Raw genomic sequence first — 25401 nt, 5'->3', positions numbered from 1 at the left:
TGTTCCGGATAACGCTCCGGTTGATCTGGCCACGCTACGATTGTGGCGGCGGAAAGTTTCAATCATGGCGGTCAAACATTTTTGATTTGGCAAAATTGTGGCAATCCTGTTTGACGTGGGGCTGCTGCAGGCGCGTTGTTCCCACTCATTCTTGTTTCGTCCGTTGCCCAAGACCGCGCCGCGGACCAGATGCCATTGACCCCTCACGTTACCCCTCACTCCGGGAGAACCCTGAAAATGCATATCGGACTCAAGGCTGCCGCAGTTGCTGCTGCGCTTGTCCTCGGCGGCGCGTCGGCTCAGGCCGCCACCGTCACCATCGGCAACTACACCTGGAACGAAAACGACAAGGGGGCCTACGTCTCCCCGGTCGTGACGATCATGGACACGGCAACCGGCGTCGACATCTCCGTCGGCCTGACCGGCACCACGACCGGCAAGCTGTCGGCCTTCTATTTTGACGTCGCGGGAACGCCGACCGTCGGGATCGCCAGCCCCTTCGTGCTGAAGACCAACACCAACGACGTTGGCGGCGGCAACCCGATGAACGGCGACATGGATTACCTGACGCCAGGCAACCAGTCCGCCGGCAACTTTGACTTCGGCGTTGCGTTCAACAAGGTGCTCGTCACCCCGACGGCCTACTCCTTCAGCCTGACCGGTCTGACCGCCGCGGATTTCGAACGCGTCGGCCTGCGGTTCAAGGACGTGACCATGGGCGCCTTCACCGACGAGAGCAACAAGATCATAGGCTACCCCGTTTCCACCCCGGCCGTTCCGCTGCCCGCGGGCGGCGTGCTGCTGGTCACGGCGCTTGGCGCGGCCGTTGTCGCGCGGCGTAAATCCCGCCGCTTCTGATACGGTCAGGATGACGCTGGACGGGCCCCCGATGCGGGGCCCGTTTTTCATGTCGCACCCGAAGCCGCCGTTCAGGCGTCCTTCATCGGCAGATCGGCAAAGCGCGCGCCCGGAACGCCCAGCATCTCTAGCGCCTGATCTTCGCTCTGCGCGACGCGGACCACGACCTTCTCCAGCCCTTCCCAGGACCGCGCGACCAGCCGCGCCATCTCCAGCGACACCGGAGTCGGCGCATGGTAGACGGCGAGGGACTGTGCCCCGTTCGTCGACATGGCCTCCGCCTTGCGGGCCTGCAACTTTACCATTTCGAGGAAGTCGCGCTCGTAATCCGTGATCCCCGACAGATCGACCAGCTGCTTTTGCCCGGGGCGATAGGCCGGGTCCTGCGCGTAGCGGCCAAAGACCTCCATCGTCTCGGCCAGCCGTGCCGTGCCGACATACCGGACATAGACTAGTCCGTATTCCGGGATAATCGTGTAAGTCAGGGACATGAATTCTGCCGGTCAAATGCTTGGGTTGGCCGGAGATTTCTCTCCGGCCCCGCACTTCAGCATATTTGACCGATCGGTTCAATCCTTGCTCCGTCCGCGGCGTCAAGGTGGTAAACCAGATCAATCCATTGGCTTGAAATGGAACTCGCCGCCCTCTTTCAGCCCCGACGGCCAGCGCGCCGTGACCGTCTTGGTCCGCGTGTAGAATTTGAACGCGTCGGGCCCATGCTGGTTCAGGTCGCCGAAAGCGGACTTCTTCCAGCCGCCGAAGGTATGATAGGCCAGCGGCACCGGGATCGGCACGTTGATCCCGACCATGCCGATGTTGATCCGGCTGGCAAAGTCCCGCGCCGTGTCGCCGTCGCGGGTGAAGATCGCGGTGCCGTTGCCGTATTCGTGGTCCATGGCATAGCCAAGCGCCTCTTCGTAGGTCTTGGCGCGGACGGTGGACAGGACCGGGCCGAAGATCTCCGTCTTGTAGATGTCCATGTCGGTGGTGACGTTGTCGAACAGATGCGCCCCGACGAAGAACCCGTCCTCGTAGCCCTGCAGTTTGAAGTCGCGCCCGTCGACTACCAGTTTCGCGCCCTGGTCGATCCCGGTCTGCACCAGCCGCAGGATGTTCTCCTTCGCCGCCTTGGTGACGACCGGACCGTAGTCCACGTCATCGCCGGCGGTGTAGGGTCCTACCTTCAGCTTCTCGATCCGCGGCACCAGCTTTTCGATCAGCCGGTCTGCGGTCTCGTCCCCGACGGGCACCGCGACCGAGATCGCCATGCAGCGTTCGCCCGCCGCGCCGTAGCCAGCGCCGACCAGCGCATCCGCCGCTTGGTCCATGTCGGCGTCCGGCATGACGATCATGTGGTTCTTCGCACCGCCAAAGCACTGCACCCGCTTGCCGTTCGAACAGCCACGCCCGTAGATGTATTCCGCAATCGGCGTCGATCCGACGAAGCCGATCGACTGGATCACCGGGTTGTCGAGGATCGCGTCCACTGCGCCCTTGTCCCCGTTCACGACCTGCAGGATTCCCTTGGGCAGACCGGCTTCCTCAAGCAGCTCCGCCAGCATCAGCGGGACCGAGGGGTCACGTTCGGACGGCTTCAGGATAAAGGCGTTACCGCAGGCGATGGCCGGGGCGAACATCCACATCGGGATCATTGCGGGAAAGTTGAACGGGGTGATCCCCGCGGTCACGCCAAGCGGCTGGCGCATGGAATAGATGTCGATGCCCGGACCCGCGCCGTCGGTGTATTCGCCCTTCAGCATCTGGGGCGCGCCGATGCAGTACTCCACGACCTCGAGCCCGCGCTGCACGTCGCCCTTCGCATCCGGGAAGGTCTTGCCATGCTCGCGGGACAGCGCCTCGGCCAGCTTGTCCATGTCGCGATTCAGCAGATCGACGAACTTCATCAGCACGCGCGCGCGACGCTGCGGGTTCACGGCGGCCCAGGCGGGCTGCGCCTTCGCGGCTACTGCGACCGCGTGGTCCATCTCCTCGACCGAGGCGAGCGGCACCTTGGCCTGAACCTCGCCTGTTGCCGGGTTCATCACGTCGGCAAAGCGACCGGAGGTGCCTTTGACATGGGCGCCGTCGATATAGTGGGAAAGCTCTTGCATGGGATCCTCCATCCGTTTGGCGCGGACGATAGACTTGCGGAATTGCATCCGAAAGGGGAAATAGGGCAAATAGGTTTTGCAAAAATATACGGACGAGGGCCGGATGCACTGGGATGACCTGCGGATTTTCCTTGCCGTGGCGCGCGACGAAAGCCTTTCGGGTGCGGGCCGTCGCCTGCGCATCGACCCCGCAACAGTGGGGCGACGCGTCGGCCGGCTGGAGGAACAGATCGGCGCCGCGCTCTTCGCCAAGTCGCCGCAGGGCTACGCCCTGACCGACGCCGGCCAGCGCCTGATGGACCACGCCCTGCGCGCCGAACAGGCTGTCATGGCCGCTGGTGAGGAGATCGCGGGGCAGGCGGGCCGCCTCTCTGGCCAGATCCGCATCGGTGCGCCGGACGGGGTGGCGAACTTCCTCCTGCCGCAGGTCTGTGCCGCGATCCTCGACGATAACCCCGAGCTTGAACTCCAGATCGTCGCGCTCCCCCGCCTGTTCAACCTGTCGCGGCGCGAGGCCGACATGGCCGTCACCGTCAGCCGCCCGACGGCCGGGCGCCTGCTGGTGCAGAAGATCAGCGACTATCACCTGCACCTTGCCGCCGCGCACAGCTATCTCTCCCGCCACGCGCCGCTTACCGACCTGCGCGACCTGCGCCATCACCGCATGACAGGCTATATCCCCGACATGATCTTCGACAAGGAACTCGACTACCTCGGCGATCTTGGCACGGGGCGTGTGCCGCTCGCCTCCAACTCCGTCGTGGTGCAGTTGAACTGGCTGCGGCAGGGGGCAGGGGTCGGCATCGTCCACGACTTTGCCCTGCCGTCCGCTGCGGAACTGCGGCGCATCCTCACGGACGCCTTCTCGCTCACCCGCAGCTTCTACCTGGTTCGCCACGAAGACGACGCCCGGCTCGAACGCATGAACCGGTTTGCCGCGCTGCTCGGCGAAGGTCTGCGGACCGAAGTGGCGCGGTTGGAGGGCGCGCTTGACAAAATGTCGCAGGGGGCGGACGCTGAAGCGCACACATAGCCAGAGGAGGAATGGCCATGATCGTGCAGCAGATCCTGCAATCCAAGGGCGCCGAGGGTGTGGTGACCGTGAAGCCGGACGTCCCGGTGTCCGAGGTCACGCGCATCCTGACCGAAAACCGCATCGGCGGCGTGGTGGTGTCGGCGACCGGCGATACGGCGGACGGCATCCTGTCGGAACGCGACATCGTGCGCGCCCTGTCACGCAGGGGACCCGGCATCATGGAGGACAGGGCCGACGCGCTGATGACCCGTGATCCCGTCTGCTGCGAACGCCGCGACACCGCCGACGAAGTGCTGCGCCGCATGACCGACGGCCGCTTCCGCCACATGCCGGTTGTCGAAAACGACACGCTGATCGGCATCGTAACCATCGGCGACGTGGTCAAGGCGCGGCTCAACCAGCTGTCCATGGAACGCGACGCGCTGGAAGGCATGATCGCCGGGCACTGAACCAGCCCGGAAGCCACCCCGAGAGCCGTCATCCCTCATGCGGTGGTCATCCTCGGACTTGATCCGAGGATCTCCCCGGTCAGAAATCCCCGGATCAAGTCCGGGGGTGACGGTCGCTCCGCACTGGGACAACGGGCCAACACATCCGATGGCGACACCCCTCACGGCAACCCTCGCGCGGGATAATTCCGGCAAGCCCTTGCATTCCCCCGCGCAATAATGTTGCGTGCGCAGAAACGCGATGACGAGAGGACGCCATGCGCATTGGTCTTTACCCCGGCACCTTCGACCCGATCACCCTCGGCCACGTGGACATCATCCGCCGCGCCACGGCGCTGGTGGACCGGCTTGTCATCGGCGTGGCGATCAACCGCGACAAGGGCCCGCTCTTCTCGCTCGAGGAACGCGTCGGCATGATCGAGGCCGAATGTGTCAAGCTCTCCGACGAAACCGGGACCGAGATCGTCGCGCATCCGTTCGAGAACCTTCTGATCCACTGCGCGCAGGACGTCGGCGCCTCGATCATCGTGCGCGGGCTGCGGGCCGTGGCGGATTTCGAATACGAATACCAGATGGTCGGAATGAACCGCTCTCTGAACAATTCGGTGGAAACCGTCTTCCTCATGGCCGATGCCAAGCATCAGGCCATCGCGTCCAAGCTGGTCAAGGAAATCGCCCGGCTCGACGGGGATGTCAGGAAATTCGTGACCCCGGCGGTCAACGATAAACTTCTGGCGAAGCTCGGGAAATAAACTTCCGGTCCTTCATCGCCTCGGCGGCGCGCCGGATGAAACCGGCGCAGTCGGCGGTGCGCGTGATCGGCAGCATGTGCCCGCCCTCGATCAGTTTCAGCCCGATCTGCGGATAGCGGCGCACCAGCACCTCGCCATGGTGCATGTGATCCAGCACCCTGTCCTCCTTGCCGTAGAGCACCCGCACCGGCACGGCGAGCCGCGCGTATTCCCGCGACATGCCGGCCATGTCCTCGCCCATGGCCATGAAGTCGCGACTGGCGTTGTAGAAGGCCCCCGGCCGCAGCGCCAGCAGCCCGCCCCCGCGCACGGCATAGTCGGCAGGCATGGGGTCAGGGCCGAAGACCTCCTGCCGCACGGGTTCGGGGTGCCGCAGCATCCGCGGGATCGCGGTGGTCCAGGATGTGATCCAGCGCTGCAGGTCGGAATTGATCCGGCAGTCCTCGAAGATCTCCAGCTTCTCCTTGGGCGGCAGAGACAGCGGCGCAAGCAGCGCCAGCCCGCGCACCAGTTCCGGCTTTTCCAGCGCCAGGGCCAGGGCTACCGCTCCGCCAAGCGAATGGCCGACCACCAGCGGATTGTCGATCTCCAGCTTTTCGATGACCTCGGCCACCTGCCGCGCCTGCGCGCGGATATTCGCCGGCGCACCCGGAGAGCGTTCGGAATAGCCGGACCCCGGCCGGTCGATCGCCACCACCCGGAAATCCCGCGCCAGATCGTCGATCAGTCCGCAGTCGAAATGCCCGAGGTTCCCGCCAAGCCCGTGGATCATCAGGATCGCCTGACCGGTGCCGCAATCCACGTAGTGCAGCCGCCCGGTCGAGATCGTGGTGAAGGCCCCGCGCGGCGGGACAGCCCGTTCGACCGTCACCTTGTGGCGCCAGGAATAGGCGATGTTGCCCAGAAGGACGAACAGGCTGAACCCGAACAGGATAAGAAGGATGGTCGGAATGAGATCGGGCATGGCTTCGGTCGGAATGTTTGAAAAGCCTTAGCGCCAAAAGGCGACCCATTCCAGCAGTTCGGCAAATTTTCGGGCAAGAAACAGACTGTTGGCCCAGTCTGCCATCTGCCAGTCCGCCACCAGCAACCCGATGATGATCGCCGCAAGCGCAACCGAAAGCGTGTTTGTCATCGGTCGTCCTCCGTGCGGCCCCGGCACCAGCCTATGCCAAAGCGCATCGCACGGATCAAGGGCGGGCCGCCGGCCCGTCCCCTTCATCTTGCCCGAAATATCCCGGAGGTCCGGAAGCAGGGCCTCCGGTCCCGTGCGCAGGGTCAGACCAGCCGCCCCATGGCCGCCGCAACATCGGCCATCCGTGCCGAGAAGCCCCATTCGTTGTCATACCACGCCAGCACCCGCACCAGCCGCTTTCCTATGACCTTGGTCTGGTCGGGGGCAAAGATCGACGACTGCTCCGTATGGGTGAAGTCGATGGAGACCTTCGGTTCCGGGTCATAGCCCATCACCGCGCCCATGTGGCCGGCGACCGCTTCGCGCACCACCTCGTTCACGTCCGCCTCGGTCACGTCCTTCATGGCGACGAAGGTCAGGTCGACCGCGGACACGTTCGGCGTCGGCACCCGGATCGCCGATCCGTCCAGCTTGCCCTTCAACTCCGGCAGCACTTCGCCAAGCGCCTTCGCCGCGCCGGTCGAGGTCGGGATCATCGACATCGCCGCCGCCCGCGCGCGGTACAGGTCCTTGTGGCGACGGTCCAGCGTCGGCTGGTCACCGGTATAGGAATGGATCGTCGTCATGATCCCGCTCTCGATCCCGATCGCGTCGTTCAGCACCTTGGCCAGCGGGGCCAGGCAGTTTGTCGTGCAGGATCCATTGGAGATCATGGTGTCAGAGGCCACCAGATCGCGGTGGTTCACGCCGTAGACGATGGTCTTCTGCACATTCTTCGCGGGCGCCGAGATCAGCACCTTCTTGGCGCCGCGCTCCAGATGCACCTTCGCCTTCTCGCCGTCGTTGAACTTGCCGGTGCATTCCAGCACCACATCCACGCCCGACCAGTCGAGTTCTTCGGGATTGTAGGTCGAAAACACCTCCATCGGCCCGCGTCCGATGTCCATGGTGTTGCCCGCGACCTTGACGTCTCCGCCAAAGCGCCCGTGCACGCTGTCGTATTTCAGCAGATGCGCATTGGTCTCGATCGGCCCCGTCGCGTTCATCTTCACGACCTGCACGTCGTTGCGCGCGCTCTCCGCGATATGGGCGAGCGTGCAGCGGCCGATGCGGCCAAATCCGTTGATCCCGACGGTGACGGTCATGGGGGCTACTCCTGATTGATTTTGCCCGGTCTATAGCCGGATGTCGCGCGGATCATAAGTCGGAAAACCGAATTTGACCAAAGTGTTAGCGATAACTCAGCAGGGTTTCGCGTTGGTGGCGCTAACCTCGGGGACGGTTCGCGCTAACACATGCGCCGGGTTGCGGGCGGAGCGACAATCTCCGATCGCACGGGGCAGAATCAGCCCGCACTCAGCTCCGGCTCAGCAGCTGGAAACCGGGGCGGGCGACGGATTTGACGGTGGTGATCGGCTGCTCCGCGATCCATGTCGTGCGCTCGATCACCAGCATCGGCGCGCCTTCCGCCACCTGCATCAGCACGGCGAGACGCGGATCGGCGGCGACGGCATAGAACCGCACTTCGAACCGGGAATAGGGCTTGTTCAGGACCAGCCACTCGTTGGCGTTCTGCACCGCCAGGTCGACCGAGAGAATTTCCGGCGCCGTCTCAAGGCTTATCCACCGGTCCTCGAACATATGCGGGACGTTGTCGGAGAGGTGCAGCGCCTCCACCTGCAGCATCTCGTGCGGCGCGTCCCATCCGACCGCTTCCAGAACCGGGGCAGGGGGCAGGGCGCGCGCCTGCCGGACCAGCCGGTAGCCATATCGCCCGCCCTTTCCCTCGATCTCTGCCCGCGTGATCGGGATGTCGAGCGTCGCACGCACCACCGGGTCTGGCCGCACCCGCGTGCCGCCCCGGCGCCGCCGGTCCACCACGCCCGCGTCCGACAGGTCCTGCATCGCCCGCACGACGGTTGACCGGGCGCAGTCCAGATCGCCCGCGATATCCGCATCGCGCGGCAGCTTGTCCCCCGCGCCATAGCGCCCCGACAGGATCCAGTCGTGAATCGTGTCGCGCACCTCGCGCCAGCCAAGTCGCTGGTCTTCCGTCATATGTCCTGCCCGAGTTCGGCAATCACGCCACGGAACCGCGCCGACACCCTGTCGCGCGCCACGTGCCGCCCCTCCCGGACCACATGCCGTCCTGCGCTCCACACGTCGCATATGCTCTGCCGCCCCTGACCGGCAAAGATCAGCGTGTCCAGCGCCGTGTCCCCCCGCCGCCCGCAGACCCTGTCATTGTCCGTCGAGACCGCCACCAGATCGGCCCAGGCCCCCGCCACGATCCGCCCGGAATTCCGCCCCGCCGCCTGTGCCCCGCCCTGCGCCGCCGCGTCGAACAGCACCCGGCCCGAGGATCGCCCCGGCACCGCCATCGCGGCCCGGCTCCGGTCGCGCAGGCGCTGCGAATAATCCAGGGTGCAAAGCTCCTCGAACAGGGCGATGTGCACGTTGGAATCCGACCCGACCCCGAACCGCCCGCCCGCCGCCGCGTAATCCGTGCCGTTGAATATTCCGTCGCCAAGGTTGCTCTCCGTGATCGGGCAAAGCCCCGCGACGGCCCCGGTTGCGGCCAGTGCGGCCGTCTCCTCCAGCGTCATCTGCGTGCAGTGGATCAGGCACCAGCGGTCGGTCACGAGATGGTTGTCCAGCAGCCAGCGTACCGGACGCGCGCCCCATGCGGCCTCCACTTCCTCCACCTCGGCCACCTGTTCGGCAAGGTGCATATGGATCACGCCATCCCCCGACAGCGTCACGGCCTCGCGCAGCGCATCGCGGTCCACCGCCCTGAGGCTGTGCGGCGCAAGCCCAAGAGCGAAATCAGGCGGACCCGACCGGACCAGCCCGCCGGACATCTCATGCAACCGCGCGAACTGGTTGAAATCATTGCCGAACCGCCGCTGTCCCCCGGCCAGCGCACGCCCGTCGCAGCCCCCGTGCATGTAGAGAACCGGCAGCAGCGTCAGTCCGATCCCCGTTGCCTGCGCCGCCGCCGCGATCCTTCCCGCCATCTCGCCGAGGTCGTCGTAGGGCTGTCCGTCCGGCCCGTGGTGAAGGTAATGAAACTCCGCGACCGCTCCGTAACCGGACTCCAGCATCTCCATGAAGACCTGCGCGGCGATCGCCTCAACCTGATCCGGTGTCAGCCGGTCGAGGAAGCGGTACATCAGCCGTCGCCAGGTCCAGAAGCTGTCGCGCGGGTCCGGTCCCCGCGTTTCCGTCAGCCCGGCCATGGCCCGCTGAAAGGCATGGCTGTGCAGGTTCACCGGCGCGGGAAGGAGGAGGTCAACGCCCTGCGCATCCGGCGCGCATCCGGCCTCGATCCCCGCGATTCGACCGTCCGCCCCGATGCTCACCGTCACGTCGGCCTGCCACCCCTTCGGGGTGAGCACCTCTTTCGCATGGATTTTCTGCATCACCCGACCTCGGTTGACATAATAAGTACGTACATATTAAGAATCTGACACGGGTTCCGCAAGGGCAGGGCATGTCGGACAGCTTCCTCCTCACCAACACCACCGCCGCCACCATGAGGGGCGAGGGTTATGGCCTGATCGAAGACGCCGCCATAGCGGTAAAGGACGGCCGGATCGCCTGGACGGGTCCCGCCGCCGACCTGCCCGGGCAATATGCGGCGCTGCCAACTCGCGACCTCGGCGGACGGCTCACGACCCCCGGCCTGATCGACTGCCACACGCATCTCGTCTTCGGCGGCAACCGCGCCCGCGAATTCGAGATGCGGCTGGAAGGAGCGAGTTACGAACAGATCGCGCGGGCAGGGGGCGGCATCGTCTCCACCGTCACCGCAACCCGCGCGGCATCCGAGGACGAGTTGCTGCAAACCGCCCTCTGCCGTGCCGACACCCTGATCGCCGGGGGCGTTACCACGGTAGAGATCAAGTCGGGCTATGGCCTCGACCGCGACACCGAACTGCGGATGCTGCGTGTGGCCCGCCGGATCGCCGACCTCCGACCAATCCGGGTGAAGACCACTTTCCTCGGCGCCCATGCCACGCCCAAGGGCACCGACCCCGACGCATACATTGATGACACCTGCATCCCCGCGCTGAAAGCCGCCCATGCTGAGGGTCTGGTCGATGCGGTCGACGGTTTCTGCGAAGGCATCGCCTTCACCCCCGCCCAGATCGCCCGCGTCTTCGATGTGGCCCGCGACCTCGGCCTGCCGGTCAAGCTGCACGCCGAACAGCTTTCCAGCCTCGGCGGCACGCGGCTTGCTGCGCACTACGACGCCCTCTCCGCCGATCACGTCGAATACGCGACGGAGGAGGACGCCGCCGCGCTCGCCGCCTCCGGCTCCGTCGCCGTGCTCCTCCCCGGTGCCTTCTACACCCTGCACGAAACGCAGAAGCCCCCCGTTGCCGCCTTCCGGCAGCACGGTGTGCCCATGGCGCTGGCGACCGACTGGAACCCCGGGTCCTCCCCGCTAGGATCGCTGCTGCTGGCGATGAACATGGGCTGCACCCTCTTCGGCCTCACCCCGGCCGAGGCCTTGGCGGGCACCACGAAAAACGCCGCCCGCGCCCTTGGCCTGACCGACTGCGGCGCCATCGCGCCCGGCAACCGTGCCGACCTTGCCGTCTGGGACGTCAGCGACCCGGCGGAACTCTCCTATACCATTGGCATCACGCCGCTCCACCAGCGCCTGTTCGGAGGCCGCGCATGATCCTGACCCCCGGCACCACCACCCTCGCCACGCTAGAAACGCTCTGGAGAGGGCAGGGCCCCGCCACCCTGGACCCCGCCGCGCGCCCTGCCGTGGAAGCCGCTGCGCGGATCGTGCGCGACGCCGCGCGGGGCAGCGCACCGGTCTACGGGGTCAACACCGGCTTCGGCAAGCTCGCCTCGGTCCGCATCGCGCCGGACGACACGGAAATGCTCCAGCGCAACCTGATCCTGTCGCACTGCTGCGGGGTCGGAGAGCCGCTGGACCCCGCCACGACCCGTCTGATGATGGCGCTCAAGCTCCTCTCCCTCGGGCGCGGCGCATCGGGCGTGAGGTGGGAAATCTGCGCCCAGATCGAAGCCATGCTCGCCGCCGGCGTCACCCCCGTGATCCCGTCTCAGGGCTCGGTCGGCGCATCCGGAGACCTCGCCCCGCTTGCCCACCTCGCCGCCGTCATGATTGGGGAGGGAGAGGCGATGATCGGTGCCGACCGCATGTCCGGCGGGCAGGCCTTGGCGCAGGCCGGGCTGACCCCCGTGATCCTAGGCCCGAAAGAAGGGCTCGCGCTCATCAACGGCACCCAGTTTTCCACCGCCTGCGCGCTCACCGGCCTGTTCCGCGCCATGACTTTGCTGCGCGCCGCCGTCGTGACCTCCTGCCTGTCGACCGACGCGATCATGGGCTCCACCCAGCCCTTGCAACCGGCAATCCACGCCCTGCGCGGCCACGCCGGGCAGATCGACACCGCCGCCGCCATGTCGGCACTGATGGAGGGCAGCGAGATCCGCGAAAGCCACCGAGAGGGCGACACCCGCGTGCAGGATCCCTACTGCATCCGCTGTCAGCCTCAGGTGGCGGGCGCGGCGCTTGACCTGCTCCGCTTCGCCGGGCGGACGCTTGAGGTCGAGGCGAACGCCGTCACCGACAACCCGCTTGTCACCCCCGAGGGCATCTTCTCCGGCGGCAATTTCCACGCCGAACCGGTCGCCTTTGCCGCCGATCAGATTGCATTGGCCCTGGCCGAGGTCGGGGCGATTGCGCAGCGCCGCGTCGCCCTGATGGTGGACCCGACGCTCAGCCACGACCTGCCGCCTTTCCTGACCCCCGCGCCGGGGCTGAACTCCGGCTTCATGATCGCCGAGGTCACGACGGCGGCCCTGATGAGCGAGAACAAGCACCTCGCCAATCCCTGTTCGACCGACAGCACCCCGACCTCCGCCAACCAGGAGGATCACGTCTCCATGGCCGCCCACGGGGCCCGCCGCCTGTCCCGCATGACCGACAACCTGTCGGTCATCCTCGGGGTTGAGGCGCTCTGCGCCGCGCAGGGGATCGAGACGCGCGCGCCGCTGAAGACCTCCGCGCCCCTGCAGGCGGTGCTGGACACGATCCGGGCAAAGATACCGAGGCTCGATCAGGACCGCTACCTCGCGCCCGACATCGAAGCCGCCGCCGCCCTGGTCGAGGCGGACGCGCTGGCACAGGCCGGAAAGGTGGAATTGGTATGACGGACTTCCTCGAAATCACCCGTGGCGACAGTCCATTGATCCTTGGCCTGCCGCACACCGGGACCACCCTGCCGCCCGATGTCGCCGCCCGCCTGAATGCCACGGGCCGCGCGATTGCCGATACCGACTGGCACATCCACGACCTTTATGCGGGGCTGGCGGAGGGCATCACCACCGTCCGCACCACGATCCACCGCTACGCCATCGACGTGAACCGGGACCCGACCGGGGCCAGCCTCTATCCCGGCCAGAACACCACTGGCCTCTGTCCGCTCACCGATTTCGACGGCCGCCCGCTTTACGACGAAGGCGACGCGCCGGACGCCGACGAAATCGAACGACGCCGCCTTGCGTATCACATCCCCTACCATACGGCGCTCGAGGCTGAACTGACCCGTATCCGCGCCGTTCACGGTTTCGCGCTGCTCTACGACTGCCACTCCATCCGGTCCGTCATCCCCTTTCTCTTCGACGGCACGCTGCCCGATTTCAACATCGGCACCTCGAAGGGCACGACCTGCGCCCCCTCCATCGAACAGACGGTGACGGCGATCTGCGCCGGGGCGGCGGGATATTCCATGGTCCTGAACGGCCGCTTCACCGGCGGCTGGACCACGCGCCACTATGGCCGCCCCGCTGACGGCTGGCACGCCATCCAGATGGAGCTGTCGCAGGACGCCTACATGACCAAAAGCCCGCCTTGGAACTACGACACCGAAAAGGCCGACCGCCTGCGTCCGCACCTGAAAACCATCCTCGACACCCTGACCCGCTGGAGACCCGCATGAGCGATCCGCGCAAGAACACCCGTGACGTCTTCCCCCCGACCGGGTCCGAGATCACCGCGAAAAGCTGGCTGACGGAGGCGCCGATGCGGATGCTGATGAACAACCTGCACCCGGACGTGGCCGAGAACCCGCATGAACTGGTCGTCTACGGCGGTATCGGGCGGGCGGCCCGGACCTGGGCCGACTTCGACCGGATCGTCGCTGGGCTGAAGGATCTGGAGGGGGACGAGACGCTCATTGTACAGTCCGGTAAGCCCGTCGCCATCATCCGCACCCATGCCGACGCCCCGCGCGTGCTGATCGCCAACTCCAACCTCGTGCCGCACTGGGCGACATGGGACCATTTCTCTGAACTCGATAGGAAGGGCCTGATGATGTACGGCCAGATGACCGCCGGGTCCTGGATCTACATCGGCACGCAGGGCATCGTTCAGGGCACCTACGAGACGTTCGCCGAGGCCGGACGCCAGCACTACGGCGGCGACCTCAAGGGCCGCTGGATCCTGACCGGGGGCCTTGGCGGCATGGGCGGTGCACAGCCGCTCGCCGCTGTCTTCGCCGGGGCCTGCTGCCTTGCGGTCGAATGCAACCCCGACAGCATCGACTTCCGGCTGCGCACCAGATACCTCGACGAAAAGGCCGAAACGCTGGACGAGGCGATGGAGATGATCTCCCGCTGGACAAAGGCCGGAGAGGCGAAATCCGTCGGCCTGCTCGGCAACGCCGCCGATATCTTCCCGGAAATCCACCGGCGCGGCATCCGCCCCGATATCGTGACCGACCAGACCTCCGCCCACGACCCGGTGAACGGCTACCTGCCGCAGGGCTGGAGCATGGCCGAATGGCGCGGGAAGCGGGAGAGCGATCCGAAGGCCGTCGAAAAGGCCGCCCGCGCCTCGATGAAGGTGCATGTCGCCGCGATGGTCGACTTCTGGAACGACGGTGTTCCGGTGCTCGACTACGGCAACAACATCCGGCAGGTCGCCAAGGACGAGGGGCTGGAAAACGCCTTTGCCTTCCCCGGTTTCGTGCCCGCCTATATCCGGCCCCTGTTCTGCAAGGGGATCGGTCCCTTCCGCTGGTGTGCCCTCTCCGGCGATCCGGAGGATATCTACAAGACCGATCAGGCGATGAAGGAGCTGTTCCCCGACAACACTCATCTTCACACATGGCTCGACATGGCGCGCGAGCGGATCGCCTTTCAGGGCCTGCCCGCCCGCATCTGCTGGATCGGCCTTGGCGACCGGCACCGCGCCGGGCTGAAGTTCAACGAGATGGTCGCGTCCGGAGAGCTGAAGGCCCCGGTGGTCATCGGCCGCGACCATCTGGATTCCGGCTCCGTCGCCTCCCCGAACCGCGAGACGGAGGCGATGAAGGACGGATCGGATGCGGTGTCCGACTGGCCGCTGCTGAACGCGCTGATCAACACGGCGAGCGGGGCGACCTGGGTGTCGCTGCACCACGGCGGCGGCGTCGGCATGGGCTTTTCCCAGCACGCCGGTATGGTCATCGTCGCCGACGGGACAGAGGATGCCGCCCGCCGTCTGGAACGCGTTCTGTGGAACGACCCGGCCTCGGGGGTCTGGCGCCATGCGGATGCGGGCTATGAGGATGCGATTGCATGCGCAAAGGACCACGGGCTGCGCCTGCCGGGGATCCTCGGGCTGTGACCCATTGCGGTGGCCCCGGCTTGGGGTAGGCTCGGGCCATGATGACGCCTGACGATGTTCACCGGTTCCTCATGGGCCGCACGCTCAACGCCTTCGACCCCGCGACCGGGGCGCGGGCGGCTGCCGTGACCTATCGCCCCGACGGCACCTGCGCCCTGCGCTTCGCCGACGGGGCGGAGGAGGGCGGCATCTGGGGTCTGGAGGGTGACACCTACTGGACCCGCTACGACCAGTTCCGGGGAGGGGAGCGGAACGGCTTCCGGCTGGAACTTCTGAGGGAGGACATCGCGCAGGCCTGGCATGTCGACGGGAGCCGGGCGTTTATCCAGACGCCGCTGGAGGAGCTGCCGGAGGGGATCGCGGGCTAGACGCCGCGAAGCAACGCCTGTGGTTAGAAACGAGGGCAGCGCCGCCGGTCACGCCAGAGGCGGGCCAGCAAATAACGGCGCACCTCTGGTGCGACGGGGCGGGTCGGCGCAGCCCTCCGCTTATTGATCGAGGGAAAGTGAAAAAGCGCGGCGACCCAAGCCGCCGCGCCTCGTCTAATTCACTCGATCGTCACGCCAAGCGACGCGCCGATCGTCTCGTTCCAGGTCGCAACGCATTCCGCCCCGCAGCGTTCCGCGAAGGCCGGCAGGATGGCCGAAGCGACGCTTTCCGCCACCAGCGTCTCGTCCGCCTCCGTCAGTGGGACCAGCGTCATGCCGGCCGGATCGCCGTGCGGGCAGGGGCCGGAGGTGTTGCAGGCGAGGCCCGTCTCTGTCTCCGTCGCCGCCAGCTCGAAGATCGACGTCTCCAGCCCCGCGAGCCCCGTCGTCAGGTACTCCTGCACGGAGGCATCCAGCCCGTTCCACCAGTCGAGGTTCGCCAGCTGTGCCGCCAGTCCGAAGTTGACCGGCATCGGAGAGATGAAACGCGCGCTCTCGCTCCACTTCGCCTTGTAGCCCGACAGCGCCCCGGTGATCGCGCAGTCGACGACCCCGGAGGCGAGAGAGGACGACACCTCGGCAAAGGCGATGGACACCGGCGAACCGCCAAGGCTGCTGACAAACGCCTGCTGCGACGCGCCCGAGGCACGCACCTTGCGCCCCGCCAGATCGGCGATGGCGGTGAACTCGTCGCGGCAGTAAATCACCTGCGCCTGGTAGGTGCCGAAGCCCAGAAGCTTGATGTTGTGCTGGGTCTCCAGGAACTCCGCGAAGGCCGGGCGCCAGGCGTCGACCGCATCCGCCAGCTCCTCGACCGAGCCGAGCAGCCCAACGAGGTCGGCACTTTCGTTCATCGGCACCTCGCCGGAGTTGTAGGCCAGAACGGTCGTCGCCATATGCAACGTGCCGGTGCTGACAAGGCGGAAGATCTCACCGCCCTTGAACCCCAGTTCGGTGAAGGGCTTCACGTTGGCCTTCACCTTGCCGCCGGTCTCCGCCGGGACCTGTTCGCTCCAGAACGGCAGTTCCTTGTCGGTGTACATCGACAGCGTGCCGATTGACCCTACGACGTTGAATTCGGTCTCCGGCATGTCCTGCGCGGCGACCGGCAGGGCGATCAGCCCGGCGAGGGCGGTTGCTATCAGTGTCTTCATTGGTGGTCTCCCAGTTGGTTGGTCCGGCGTTATCCGCCGGTTTTCGGATTGAGTATGGAGGGCAGCCAGAGCGCCAGCTGCGGGAAGGCAATCAGGATCCCGATCAGGATCATCATCGCGATCAGGAAAGGTGCGGCCCCCTTGAAGAGGTCGCTGAACGCGCCGCCGCCCTTCCGCACGGCCTGCACGACGTAAAGGTTCATCCCCACGGGGGGCGTGATCAGCGCCGCCTCGATCAGGATGACGAAGACGACGCCCCACCACACCGGCGAATAGCCGAGCGAGATGACGACGGGGGCGATGATCGGTGTGGTGGCGATCATCATCGACAGCGTCTCCATGAAGCAGCCAAGCACGAGGTAGAAACAGATGATCGCAAACAGCATGCCAAGCGGGCTGAACCCCAGACCCAGCACCGCGTCGGAAATCGCCTGCACGAGCCCGATGGAGACCATGACGAAGTTCAGGAAGGACGCGGCGATCACGATCAGCATGATCATGCAGGTGGTCCGCGCCGTCCCCTCGAAGGCCGCCAGCAGCACACCAAGGGTCAGCTGCCGGTTCACCGCCACCAGCCCGACGGTGGCGATCAGGCCAAGCGCGGCGGCCTCGGTCGGGGTGGCGATCCCGGCATAGATCGATCCGACGACGATGGCGAAAAGCCCGATCGGGGGGATCAGCTGCGGCAGCCCGCGCAGCCGCGCGCGCCAGAGCCCCTCTGCCGCGATCTTCGGCCCGCCCCACTCCGGCCGCCACAGCACCAACACCAGCACGATGCCGGAGAACAGCGCCGCCAGCACGAAGCCCGGCAGGAACCCGGCGGCGTAAAGGTCGGTGACGGAGGTATCGGTCAGCACCGCGTAGATGATCATGTTGATCGACGGCGGGATCAGGATGCCGAGCGTCCCCCCGGCGGCGATGGAGCCGAGGAACAGCGGCCGGTTGTACCCGCCCTTGTCCATGTTCGGGATCGCCACCGTCCCGATCGTCGCCGCCGTCGCGAGCGAGGACCCGGAGGTCGCCGCGAACACGGCCGAGGACGCGATGTTGGTGTGCATCAGCCGCCCCGGCAGCCTTGCAAACCACGGTGTCAGCGCATCGAACAGCCGCCCCGACACGCCCGAGCGGTGCATCAGTTCGCCCATCATGATGAACATCGGCGCCGCGACGAGGATGAAGTCCTCCGACGCGTTCCAGGCCAGTTCCCCCGCCGCCCCGGTCATCGGGAAGAAGGCGTAGTTTTCCGACAGGATGTAGCCGACCAGTGCCAGCACCGCCGCGACCGGCAGGCTCAGCGCGATCAGGCCGAGGAGGAGCGAGAGCGCCGTCGCGATCATGTCCGCCCCTCCGCCGCATGCACGGCCTCGTCGATCTCGGCGTTGATGTCGGCGGATCCGACCAGTTCGTTGAACCCCTCTCTGTCGCCCCGGACCAGCCGCAGCACGGCGCGCAGGGGGGCAAGCACGGCGACGAAGGCGAACCAGAACAGCCCGACCCACCAGATGCCCTGGGGGATCACCATGGGGATCCGCAGCAGCGACATCGACTGCGCCCCCATGGCATAGGACTGCGCGGCGGTCTTCCAGGCGAACCAGGCCAGCGCCCCCGCCACCACCGCCAGAACGCAGGCCGCCAGCAGGTCGCAGGCGGCACGCAGCGGAAAGGGCAGGCGGGCGACGGCGAAATCCACCCGGATATGCGCCTTGGTCGTCACCGTATGCGCCATGCCCAGGCCGATGCAGGCCGCCAGTCCGAAGCCCGAGATTTCAAAGCTTTCCACCGCCGACCGGTTCAGGAAATAGCGCGACAGCACGTCCACCGTGATCGGCAGCGCGCAGCCGAACAGGATAACCGCTCCGGCAGCCCAGGCCAGCCAGCGCGAAACGTTTTCGATCAGCGTATCTGTCATGCGGGCACCTCACCTCGTGCCAGCCGACCACGCTTCGCCGCCCCTGTCCAACCCGCGACCGCCGCCGAAGGGCGATTCCGCCCGCTCCGGCGCATCTGCCCGGTTTCCGACCAGACGCGGGGCAGGGCGTTGTCAGACATAGCCGTCCGCCTTGTCCTCTGCGACCGCCTCGGGCGCGCGCGCCGCCGGATCGCCATGTCCGCCGCCGCCGGGCGTCTGCATCCGCACCACGTCGCCCGCCTTCAGCGGATGACCCACGGTCTTGGCGGCCAGTTGCACCGTCTCTCCGTCGCGGGTCACCGACAGCGATCCGCCCGCGCCCTCCGCCCCGCCGTCCAGCCCGTAGGGCCGGGTGTCGAAAACGTCGAACGCGGAATTCAGCAGCCCCGCCTCGGCCAGGAATTCCCACTCCCTGACGATCCCCAGACCGCCCCGCATCTTCCCCGCGCCGCCCGAGCCGGAGGCCAGCCCGTAGCGCAGGAAGCGCAGCGGAAACAGGGCCTCGATCATCTCGACCGGGGTGTTCTGCCCGTTGTGGAACCCGGCGGCAAGCCCGTTCGGCCCGTCCTTTTCGGGATGCGCGCCCCAGCCCCCGAGCTCTGCATCGAAATAGACCTGCCGCCGCCCGTCCGCATGCCGGATGTTGACCGCGTGGTTGAAGGTCGTGCCGTAGTAACTGGCCGGGATCCTCTCGGGGATCACCTTGGCGAAGGCCTTCAGCACCGCCGTCGCCGTCTTGTGCCCCGGCAGCATCCGCATCGCGACCGGCGCAGGAAAGGAGGCGTTGACCAGCGTGCCCTCCGGCGCCGTGACCGTGATCGGGCGATAACAGCCCGCGTTCACCGTCGCCGTCACCCCGCAGGCGGCGATCACCGCGTAATAGACGGCAGAGGTCGTCGTCGCCATGGTTGCATTGATCGGCCCGCGCGCCTGCGGGGCCGTGCCGGTGAAGTCGATGGCGATGGCGTCGCCCGCCACCGTCAGCGTGACCGCGATCTTCAGCGGCTCGCCGCCCGGCACTTCGGGGTCGGTATAATCCTCCGCCTGCCATGTCCCGTCGGGCAGGGCCGCGATGGCCGCCCGCATCTCGTGCTCCGCATGATCCAGCAGGGCCGCGCCGATTTCTTCCAGCGTCTCCACTCCGTAGCGGTCCGCCAGCCGCAGCATCGCCCGCGCGCCGACGTCGAGCGCGGCGATCTGGCTCAGGAAGTCGCCGCGAAACGTCTCCGGTTCCCGCACGTTCTGGAGGATGGTTGCGAACAGGTCCTCCTGCATCGCCCCGTCCTTCACGATCCGCACAGGCGGCAGGCGCAGCCCCTCCTGAAACACCTCGACGGCCGAAGCGGTGTAGCCCCCCGCCGCCCCGCCGCCCACGTCGACATGGTGGATCAGCACGCAGGTGATGGCGATGCGCCTGCCGTCCCGGAACACCGGCTTGAAGGCGATGAAATCGGGCAGGTGCTGCCCGCCGCAATAGGGATCGTTCGTGACGATCACGTCGCCGTCGCGCCAGTCCTCCAGCGGGATGTGATGCGCGATGACATGCTGCAGGCACAGCTCCATCGAATTGAGGTGCACCGGCATCCGCGCCGCCTGCGCCACGTTGCGCCCCTCGGCGTCAAACACGGCGGTGGAGTAGTCGAGCAGTTCGCGCACCGTGGTCGATCGCGACGTGCGCCAGACGGTCACCGACATCTCTTCCGCCACCGACACCAGCGCGGCAGAGACGATTTCCAGCAGGACGGGATCGGGGCGGCTCATGTGTCTTTCCTCGCGGTCATGTCGCCCGAGGGGGTCATGGTCAGAACCCAGCCCGCAGGCAGCAGCATGGTGGTGTATTCCTGTTCGATGATCGCCGGTCCCGCGACCTCCGCTCCCGGAGGCAGGGCGAGCTGACGATGCACCGGCGTTTCGGTCCAGGCGCCGTTCACATGCACCTGCCGGGTCTTCGCCACAGCGGTTTCCGAGGTCGCGTAGTCAGGCGCCGCATCCCCGCCGTCGCCCAGGACGCCAACCGCAGTCAGGCGCAGGGTAACAAGCTCCGCCTCTTCTTCCGGATCGTCGAAGGAGAACCGCTGGCGATGCTCCTCCTCGAACCGCCTGCGCATCTCGGCCAGCGTCCCGGCAGTGATGTGGCCGTCGGGCAGGGGGATCGTCAGTTCGAAGGCCTGTCCCGCGTAACGCAGGTCGGCCGTCAGGATCAGACGGCGGCGGCCGGCGGCCATGCCGTCCGCGTCCAGCAGCGCCGTACCCTGCGCGCTCAGCTCCGCCGCCATCGCGGCAAGTGCATCGGCACTCTCGGGCAGAAGCGGCAGGATCTCCGTCCGCGACAGGTCGTGGCGGATGTCGGAAAACAGGATGCCATGGGCCGAGAAGGTCGACGGGTCGCGCGGGAAGATCACGCGGGTGATGCCCAGTTCCTCCGCCACCTCGACCGCGTGCAGCCCGCCCGCGCCGCCAAAGCTCATCAGCGCAAAGTCGCGCGGGTCCAGCCCCTTGGCGAAGAGCGAGAACTTGATCGACGCCGCCAGCTTGGCGTTGACGACTGCAAGGATCCCCGAAGCCGCATGATCCGGGTCCAGCGCCAGCGGCGTTTCGATCCGGTCCCTCAGCGCGGAGCGCGCCCCGTCTAGGTCCAGTGCGAACCGCCCGCCAAGGAAGGTCGCCGCATCCAGCCGTCCGAGGATCAGGTTGACGTCCGTCACCGTCGGCTCCGTCCCGCCGCGCCCGTAGCAGACCGGACCCGGCACCGCCCCCGCACTGCGCGGGCCGACCTGAAGCCGCCCCGAGGGATCGACGAAGGCGATCGAGCCGCCGCCAGCACCAATCGTATGCATCTCCACCATAGGCACGCGCACCGGCAGACCGTCGATCTCTCCCTGCGTGACAACCGACCGGACCCCGCCCGACACCACGGCGACGTCGTAGCTGGTCCCGCCCATGTCCACGCCGACCACGTCCGGAGTGTCGAGCCGCCGCGCCAGCTTCTGCGCCGCAAGCACCCCGCCTGAGGGACCGGAGAGCAGCAGCTTGACCGGGGTTTTCACCGCCGCGTCCAGCCCGATCGCCCCGCCGTTCGACTGGATGAGGTAAAGCGGCGCGCCGATCCCGGCCTCCGCCAGGCGCAGGCGCAGGGCGTCGACGTAACGGGCGATCACCGGCACCAGCAGGGCGTTCAGTACGGTGGTGGCGGTGCGTTCGAATTCGCGGATTTCCGGCGACACCTCGTGACTGCAGGACACCGCCATATCCGGGCAGCGCGCCAGCAGCCGGTCGCGGATCGCGATTTCATGCGCCGGGTTGGCAAAGGCGTTCAGCAGGCAGATGGCGGTGGCCATGACGCCCGACGCCGCCACCCGTTCGATCACGGCGTCCAGCGCGTCGAAGTCGATCGCGCGCACCTCTTCACCCCCCGCGCCGATCCGCCCTGATGCACCGAACCGGTGGCGACGGGGGATCAGCACTGACCGGTCGGGCCCCTTCAGCGCATAGATGTCGCCGCGGGCGTGGCGGCCGATTTCCAGCACGTCCTCGAACCCTTCGGTGGTGATCAGCGCACCGGCGGGCAGGTCGCGGGTCAGCACGGCATTGGTCGCGATGGTCGTGCCGTGCAGGATCAGTGCGATGTCGTCATTGGCAAAACCGAACCGCGCCCCGGCCTGTTCAATCGCATCGGTCAGTCCGCGCGCCGGATTGTCCGGCGTGGTCGGCGACTTCAGGCTGTGGGACCGGCCCGAGACCGCGTCGCGGAATTCCAGATCGGTGAAGGTCCCGCCGATGTCGACGGCGATGGTGATCCGGGGCGTGGTCATGAGGCAGGTCATCCGGTTGCAAAACTTTCATGAAGCCTCGCGCCGGAAATTCATAAAATCAAACTCGTAATTTTTACGAGTTTCGATCAGGTATTTTTATCGTCCGCCATGCCGGACCGCCACTTCGAGCGCCAGCCGCGCGGCAGTTTCGACAACATGGCTCTTGGGATCGCCGACGTAGGAGGCCGTGAACTGCAGCGGCACCGGCAGCCAGCCCGGATCGAAGGTCCGCAGCAGCCCGCGCCGCTCCGCATCCGTGCCAAGGGCGCGCGGCAGGGCGGCAACGCCAAGCCCGGCCTCAACCATCCGGAAACAGGCGGAGAGCGAGGAGGAGGTGAACACCTGCACCCCCGGACCAACCCGGTCGAACAGCGCCTGTTTCAGCTCCCGGTGCGGGCGGGTGTTGCGGGCGTAGGTGATGACGGGATGCGCCCCGATCAATGCCGCCGGATCGTCGGGCATGGTCACGCCGGCGGCGACGTACCAGGCCATCTCGAACCCCGGCAGGAGGATATTGGCGACCGAGGCTTCCGACACGGGGCCAAGCAGCACGGCAAGGTCGATCTCCCGGTCCAGAAGCTGCTCGCGCAGGTTGGTCGAGACGTCGACATTCATCTCGATCCCCACCTTCGGGAAATGCTGGTGCAGCGCGGCGACGAAATCCGGCAGCCAGGACTGCGCCACGGTTTCGGCAACGCCGAGCCGCAGCTGTCGCTCGATCCCCTCGGGCGCGATGATCGTGGCGGTGACCTGTTCGGCGAGGGTTTCGAACTGCTCCGCGTAGCGCACCAACATGTCGCCCCGCTTGGTCAGGGTCAGCCCTGCGCCGCGCCGCTCGAACAGGGCGACGCCGAGCGACTCCTCCAGCCCCTTGATCCGCGCGCTGACCGCGGGCTGCGTGACGTTCAGGCTCTGCGCCGCGCGCCGCACTCCGCCAAGCCGGACGACTTCGAGAAAGGTGCGGAGCTGTTCGATGTTGAGCCGGGTCAGGGGCGTCTTCCCGCGATGGCCGGGGGGAGGGGGGCTCTGCCCCCCGTCCCTGACGGGACTTCCCCCGGGATGTTTATGGCAAGATGAAGATCAGAGCAGCGCCTTCGCCTGCGCTGCCACCGCCTCTGCCGTGATGCCGAAATGATCGTAAAGTACCTCTGCCGGCGCGGAGGCCCCGAAGGAGGACATGCCGACGAAAGCCGCCTTCGCCTCGCGCCCGCGTTCGCCCATAAGCCAGCGGTCCCAGCCCATGCGCACCCCGGCCTCGACCGCCACACGCACAGGCCCGGCGGGCAGGATGCGCTTGCGATAGGCGTCGTCCTGCGCCGCGAACAGTTCCATGCAGGGCATGGAGACGACGCGGGTGCCGATGCCCTCGGCCTCCAGCATGTCGCGCGCTTCCATCGCGATGCCGACCTCGGACCCGGTGGCGATCAGGATCGCCTGCCGTTTCGATCCGGCTTCCGCCAGCACGTAGGCGCCCTGTTCCGTCAGGTTGCGCGTCTTGTGATCCCGCCGCACCGCCGGCGTGTTCTGCCGGGTGAGCGAGAGCACTGAAGGCGTGCCCGACTGGGTCAGCGCGATCTCCCACGCTTCCGCCGTCTCGACCACATCGGCGGGACGGAACACGAGCGTGTTCGGCGTCGCGCGCGAAATGGCAAGGTGTTCGACCGGCTGGTGCGTCGGCCCGTCCTCGCCCAGGCCGATGGAGTCATGCGTCATCACGTAGACCACCGGCTGCTGCATCAGTGCCGAGAGCCGCATCGCGGGCCGGGCATAGTCGGTGAAGCACATGAAGGTGCCTGAGTAGGGCCGGATGCCCCCGTGCAGCGCCATGCCGTTCATCGCCGCCGCCATGCCGTGTTCGCGGATGCCGTAGTGAATGAACCGCCCCTCGCGGTTGTCCGTGTCAAAGACGCCGAGATCCCCGGTCTTGGTATTGTTCGACCCCGTCAGGTCCGCCGAACCGCCGACGGTTTCCGGCAGCACCGGGTTCACCACCTCAAGCACCATCTCGGATGCCTTGCGGGTGGCGACGGAATGGCCCGCCTCGCTCGCCTGCTTCTTCAGCGCCCGGATGACGGAGGCTAGCTTCTTGGGCGCCGTGCCCGCCATCGTACGTTCGAATTCCTCGCGCTTGCGGTCCGAGACATCGGCCAGCCGGCCCTCCCAGGCGAACCGCTCTTCCGCGCCGCGCCGTCCGACCTCTTCCCAGGCGGACTTGACCTCCGCCGGGACCTCGAACGGGCCGGTGGTCCAGCCATAGGCCTCCTTCGCGGCCTGCATCTGATCCTTGTCGGTCAGCGCGCCGTGCCCCTTGGACGTGTCCTGCGCCGCATGACCAAGCGCGATATGCGTCTTGCAGGCGATCATTTGGGGCCGCTTGCCCTTCTTCGCCTTCGCGATGGCCGCGTCGATGGCCACCGGGTCGTGGCCGTCGATTTCCTGCACGTCCCAGCCAGAGGCCTTGAACCGCGCCACCTGGTCCGTGCGGTCGGCGAGGTCCACCGTGCCGTCGATGGTGATGTTGTTGTTGTCCCAGAATACCACCAGTTGCGACAGTTCCAGCCGCCCGGCGAGGGAAATCGCCTCCTGGCTCACGCCCTCCATCAGGCAGCCGTCGCCAGCAATGACATAGGTGTGGTGATCGGCCAGTTTCTTGCCGAAGCGGGCGCGCAGGATCTCCTCCGCGATCGCGAATCCGACGGCGTTGGCGATGCCCTGGCCAAGGGGGCCGGTCGTCGTCTCGATCCCGTGGGCGAGGAAGTTTTCCGGATGCCCGGCGGTCTTCGCACCGAGCTGGCGGAAGTTCCGGATCTCCTCGATCGGGAAGTCTTCGTAGCCGGTCAGGTGCAGCAGCGAATACAGCAGCATCGACCCGTGCCCGGCCGACAGGATGAAGCGGTCCCGGTCCGGCCACAGCGGGGCGGAGGCGTCGAATTTCAGGTGGTTCGAGAACAGCACCGTGGCGACGTCGGCCATGCCCATGGGCATGCCGGAATGCCCGGAATTCGCGGCGGCGACGGCATCCAGCGTCAGGGCGCGGATCGCGGTGGCCTTGGACCAGTGTTCGGGATGGGCGGTACGGAGAGCGGCGATATCCACGGGCA

The 25401-nt window shown here is 66.8% G+C and carries 23 protein-coding genes; 9 read left to right on the top strand and 14 right to left on the bottom strand.

Annotated features, from left to right (window positions below; all coding sequences use genetic code 11):
• Positions 1 to 237 precede the first annotated feature (237 nt).
• Entirely contained in the window at positions 238 to 858 is a 621-nt protein-coding gene (locus IEV87_RS07935; protein WP_188477111.1) for a VPLPA-CTERM sorting domain-containing protein, read from the top strand.
• A 71-nt stretch (positions 859 to 929) separates the two neighbouring features.
• Here the strand turns inward: IEV87_RS07935 and IEV87_RS07930 are convergent, their stop codons facing one another.
• Together IEV87_RS07930 and IEV87_RS07925 are read right to left on the bottom strand one after the other, a co-directional pair.
• Positions 930 to 1349: a hypothetical protein gene (locus IEV87_RS07930; RefSeq protein ID WP_188477110.1), complete on the bottom strand. Its 420-nt coding sequence runs from the start codon at positions 1347 to 1349 to the stop codon at positions 930 to 932.
• Positions 1350 to 1469: 120 nt separating this feature from the next.
• Positions 1470 to 2969, bottom strand: coding sequence for a CoA-acylating methylmalonate-semialdehyde dehydrogenase (locus tag IEV87_RS07925; RefSeq protein WP_188477109.1), 1500 nt, complete (start codon positions 2967 to 2969; stop codon positions 1470 to 1472).
• 103 nt (positions 2970 to 3072) lie between these two features.
• Between IEV87_RS07925 and IEV87_RS07920 the strand changes: the two genes are divergently transcribed.
• From IEV87_RS07920 to coaD, 3 genes are all read left to right on the top strand, one after another.
• Positions 3073 to 4002 (top strand): LysR family transcriptional regulator, encoded by a 930-nt coding sequence (locus tag IEV87_RS07920; RefSeq protein ID WP_188477108.1) that lies wholly within the window; start codon positions 3073 to 3075, stop codon positions 4000 to 4002.
• Positions 4003 to 4019: 17 nt separating this feature from the next.
• Positions 4020 to 4454, top strand: coding sequence for a CBS domain-containing protein (locus tag IEV87_RS07915; protein WP_188477107.1), 435 nt, complete (start codon positions 4020 to 4022; stop codon positions 4452 to 4454).
• 257 nt (positions 4455 to 4711) lie between these two features.
• Positions 4712 to 5206 (top strand): pantetheine-phosphate adenylyltransferase, encoded by a 495-nt coding sequence (gene coaD / locus IEV87_RS07910; RefSeq protein ID WP_188477106.1) that lies wholly within the window; start codon positions 4712 to 4714, stop codon positions 5204 to 5206.
• On the opposite strand, the gene IEV87_RS07905 is transcribed toward coaD, so the two are convergent.
• From IEV87_RS07905 to IEV87_RS07885, 5 genes are all read right to left on the bottom strand, one after another.
• Positions 5172 to 6170 (bottom strand): alpha/beta fold hydrolase, encoded by a 999-nt coding sequence (locus tag IEV87_RS07905; RefSeq protein WP_188477105.1) that lies wholly within the window; start codon positions 6168 to 6170, stop codon positions 5172 to 5174. The genes coaD and IEV87_RS07905 overlap by 35 nt on opposite strands.
• Positions 6171 to 6197: 27 nt before the next feature.
• Entirely contained in the window at positions 6198 to 6341 is a 144-nt protein-coding gene (locus tag IEV87_RS07900) for a hypothetical protein (protein WP_188477104.1), read from the bottom strand.
• 143 nt (positions 6342 to 6484) lie between these two features.
• On the bottom strand, positions 6485 to 7486 hold the full coding sequence (gap, locus tag IEV87_RS07895; RefSeq protein WP_188477103.1) for a type I glyceraldehyde-3-phosphate dehydrogenase: 1002 nt from the start codon (positions 7484 to 7486) through the stop codon (positions 6485 to 6487).
• Positions 7487 to 7697: 211 nt separating this feature from the next.
• Positions 7698 to 8399: a GntR family transcriptional regulator gene (locus IEV87_RS07890; RefSeq protein WP_188477102.1), complete on the bottom strand. Its 702-nt coding sequence runs from the start codon at positions 8397 to 8399 to the stop codon at positions 7698 to 7700.
• Entirely contained in the window at positions 8396 to 9763 is a 1368-nt protein-coding gene (locus tag IEV87_RS07885; protein ID WP_188477101.1) for a formimidoylglutamate deiminase, read from the bottom strand. Before IEV87_RS07885 ends, IEV87_RS07890 begins: the two co-directional genes overlap by 4 nt.
• 71 nt (positions 9764 to 9834) lie before the next feature.
• On the opposite strand from IEV87_RS07885, the gene hutI reads away from it, so the two are divergent.
• Genes hutI through IEV87_RS07860 form a run of 5 tightly spaced genes read left to right on the top strand, consistent with a single transcriptional unit; the run spans position 9835 to position 15365 of the window.
• Positions 9835 to 11031 (top strand): imidazolonepropionase, encoded by a 1197-nt coding sequence (gene hutI / locus IEV87_RS07880; RefSeq protein ID WP_188477100.1) that lies wholly within the window; start codon positions 9835 to 9837, stop codon positions 11029 to 11031.
• Positions 11028 to 12539, top strand: coding sequence for a histidine ammonia-lyase (hutH, locus tag IEV87_RS07875; protein ID WP_188477099.1), 1512 nt, complete (start codon positions 11028 to 11030; stop codon positions 12537 to 12539). The genes hutI and hutH overlap by 4 nt, the downstream gene beginning before the upstream one ends.
• Positions 12536 to 13327 (top strand): N-formylglutamate deformylase, encoded by a 792-nt coding sequence (hutG, locus tag IEV87_RS07870; RefSeq protein WP_188477098.1) that lies wholly within the window; start codon positions 12536 to 12538, stop codon positions 13325 to 13327. The genes hutH and hutG overlap by 4 nt, the downstream gene beginning before the upstream one ends.
• A complete protein-coding gene (gene hutU, locus IEV87_RS07865) occupies positions 13324 to 14997 on the top strand; it encodes a urocanate hydratase (RefSeq protein WP_188477097.1) in 1674 nt (557 codons plus the stop codon). Before hutG ends, hutU begins: the two co-directional genes overlap by 4 nt.
• A 38-nt stretch (positions 14998 to 15035) precedes the next feature.
• The gene (locus tag IEV87_RS07860) at positions 15036 to 15365 is read left to right on the top strand and encodes a hypothetical protein (RefSeq protein WP_188477096.1); all 330 of its coding nucleotides are present in this window, start codon (positions 15036 to 15038) and stop codon (positions 15363 to 15365) included.
• A gap of 179 nt (positions 15366 to 15544) precedes the next feature.
• On the opposite strand, the gene IEV87_RS07855 is transcribed toward IEV87_RS07860, so the two are convergent.
• The 7 genes from IEV87_RS07855 to tkt all read right to left on the bottom strand — a co-directional run bounded on the left by IEV87_RS07855 (position 15545) and on the right by tkt (position 25396).
• Positions 15545 to 16579, bottom strand: a complete 1035-nt coding sequence (locus IEV87_RS07855; RefSeq protein ID WP_188477095.1) for a TRAP transporter substrate-binding protein — start codon at positions 16577 to 16579, stop codon at positions 15545 to 15547.
• Between the two features lie 29 nt (positions 16580 to 16608).
• Positions 16609 to 17916 carry a TRAP transporter large permease gene (locus tag IEV87_RS07850; protein WP_188477094.1) on the bottom strand — a complete coding sequence of 436 codons (1308 nt, stop codon included), beginning with the start codon at positions 17914 to 17916 and terminating at the stop codon, positions 16609 to 16611.
• A complete protein-coding gene (locus tag IEV87_RS07845; protein WP_188477093.1) occupies positions 17913 to 18488 on the bottom strand; it encodes a TRAP transporter small permease subunit in 576 nt (191 codons plus the stop codon). Before IEV87_RS07845 ends, IEV87_RS07850 begins: the two co-directional genes overlap by 4 nt.
• Positions 18489 to 18620: 132 nt before the next feature.
• A complete protein-coding gene (locus IEV87_RS07840) occupies positions 18621 to 20249 on the bottom strand; it encodes a hydantoinase B/oxoprolinase family protein (protein WP_188477092.1) in 1629 nt (542 codons plus the stop codon).
• On the bottom strand, positions 20246 to 22300 hold the full coding sequence (locus tag IEV87_RS07835; RefSeq protein ID WP_188477091.1) for a hydantoinase/oxoprolinase family protein: 2055 nt from the start codon (positions 22298 to 22300) through the stop codon (positions 20246 to 20248). Before IEV87_RS07835 ends, IEV87_RS07840 begins: the two co-directional genes overlap by 4 nt.
• Positions 22301 to 22396: 96 nt before the next feature.
• On the bottom strand, positions 22397 to 23275 hold the full coding sequence (locus IEV87_RS07830) for a LysR family transcriptional regulator (protein ID WP_269902649.1): 879 nt from the start codon (positions 23273 to 23275) through the stop codon (positions 22397 to 22399).
• Positions 23276 to 23380: 105 nt separating this feature from the next.
• Positions 23381 to 25396, bottom strand: a complete 2016-nt coding sequence (tkt, locus tag IEV87_RS07825; protein WP_188477090.1) for a transketolase — start codon at positions 25394 to 25396, stop codon at positions 23381 to 23383.
• Between the last annotated feature and the right edge of the window lie 5 nt (positions 25397 to 25401).

This window comes from Primorskyibacter flagellatus, assembly GCF_014638275.1.
In the GTDB taxonomy this organism is placed as follows: domain Bacteria; phylum Pseudomonadota; class Alphaproteobacteria; order Rhodobacterales; family Rhodobacteraceae; genus Pseudooceanicola; species Pseudooceanicola flagellatus_A.
This window is presented reverse-complemented; position numbering and strand designations above follow the sequence as displayed.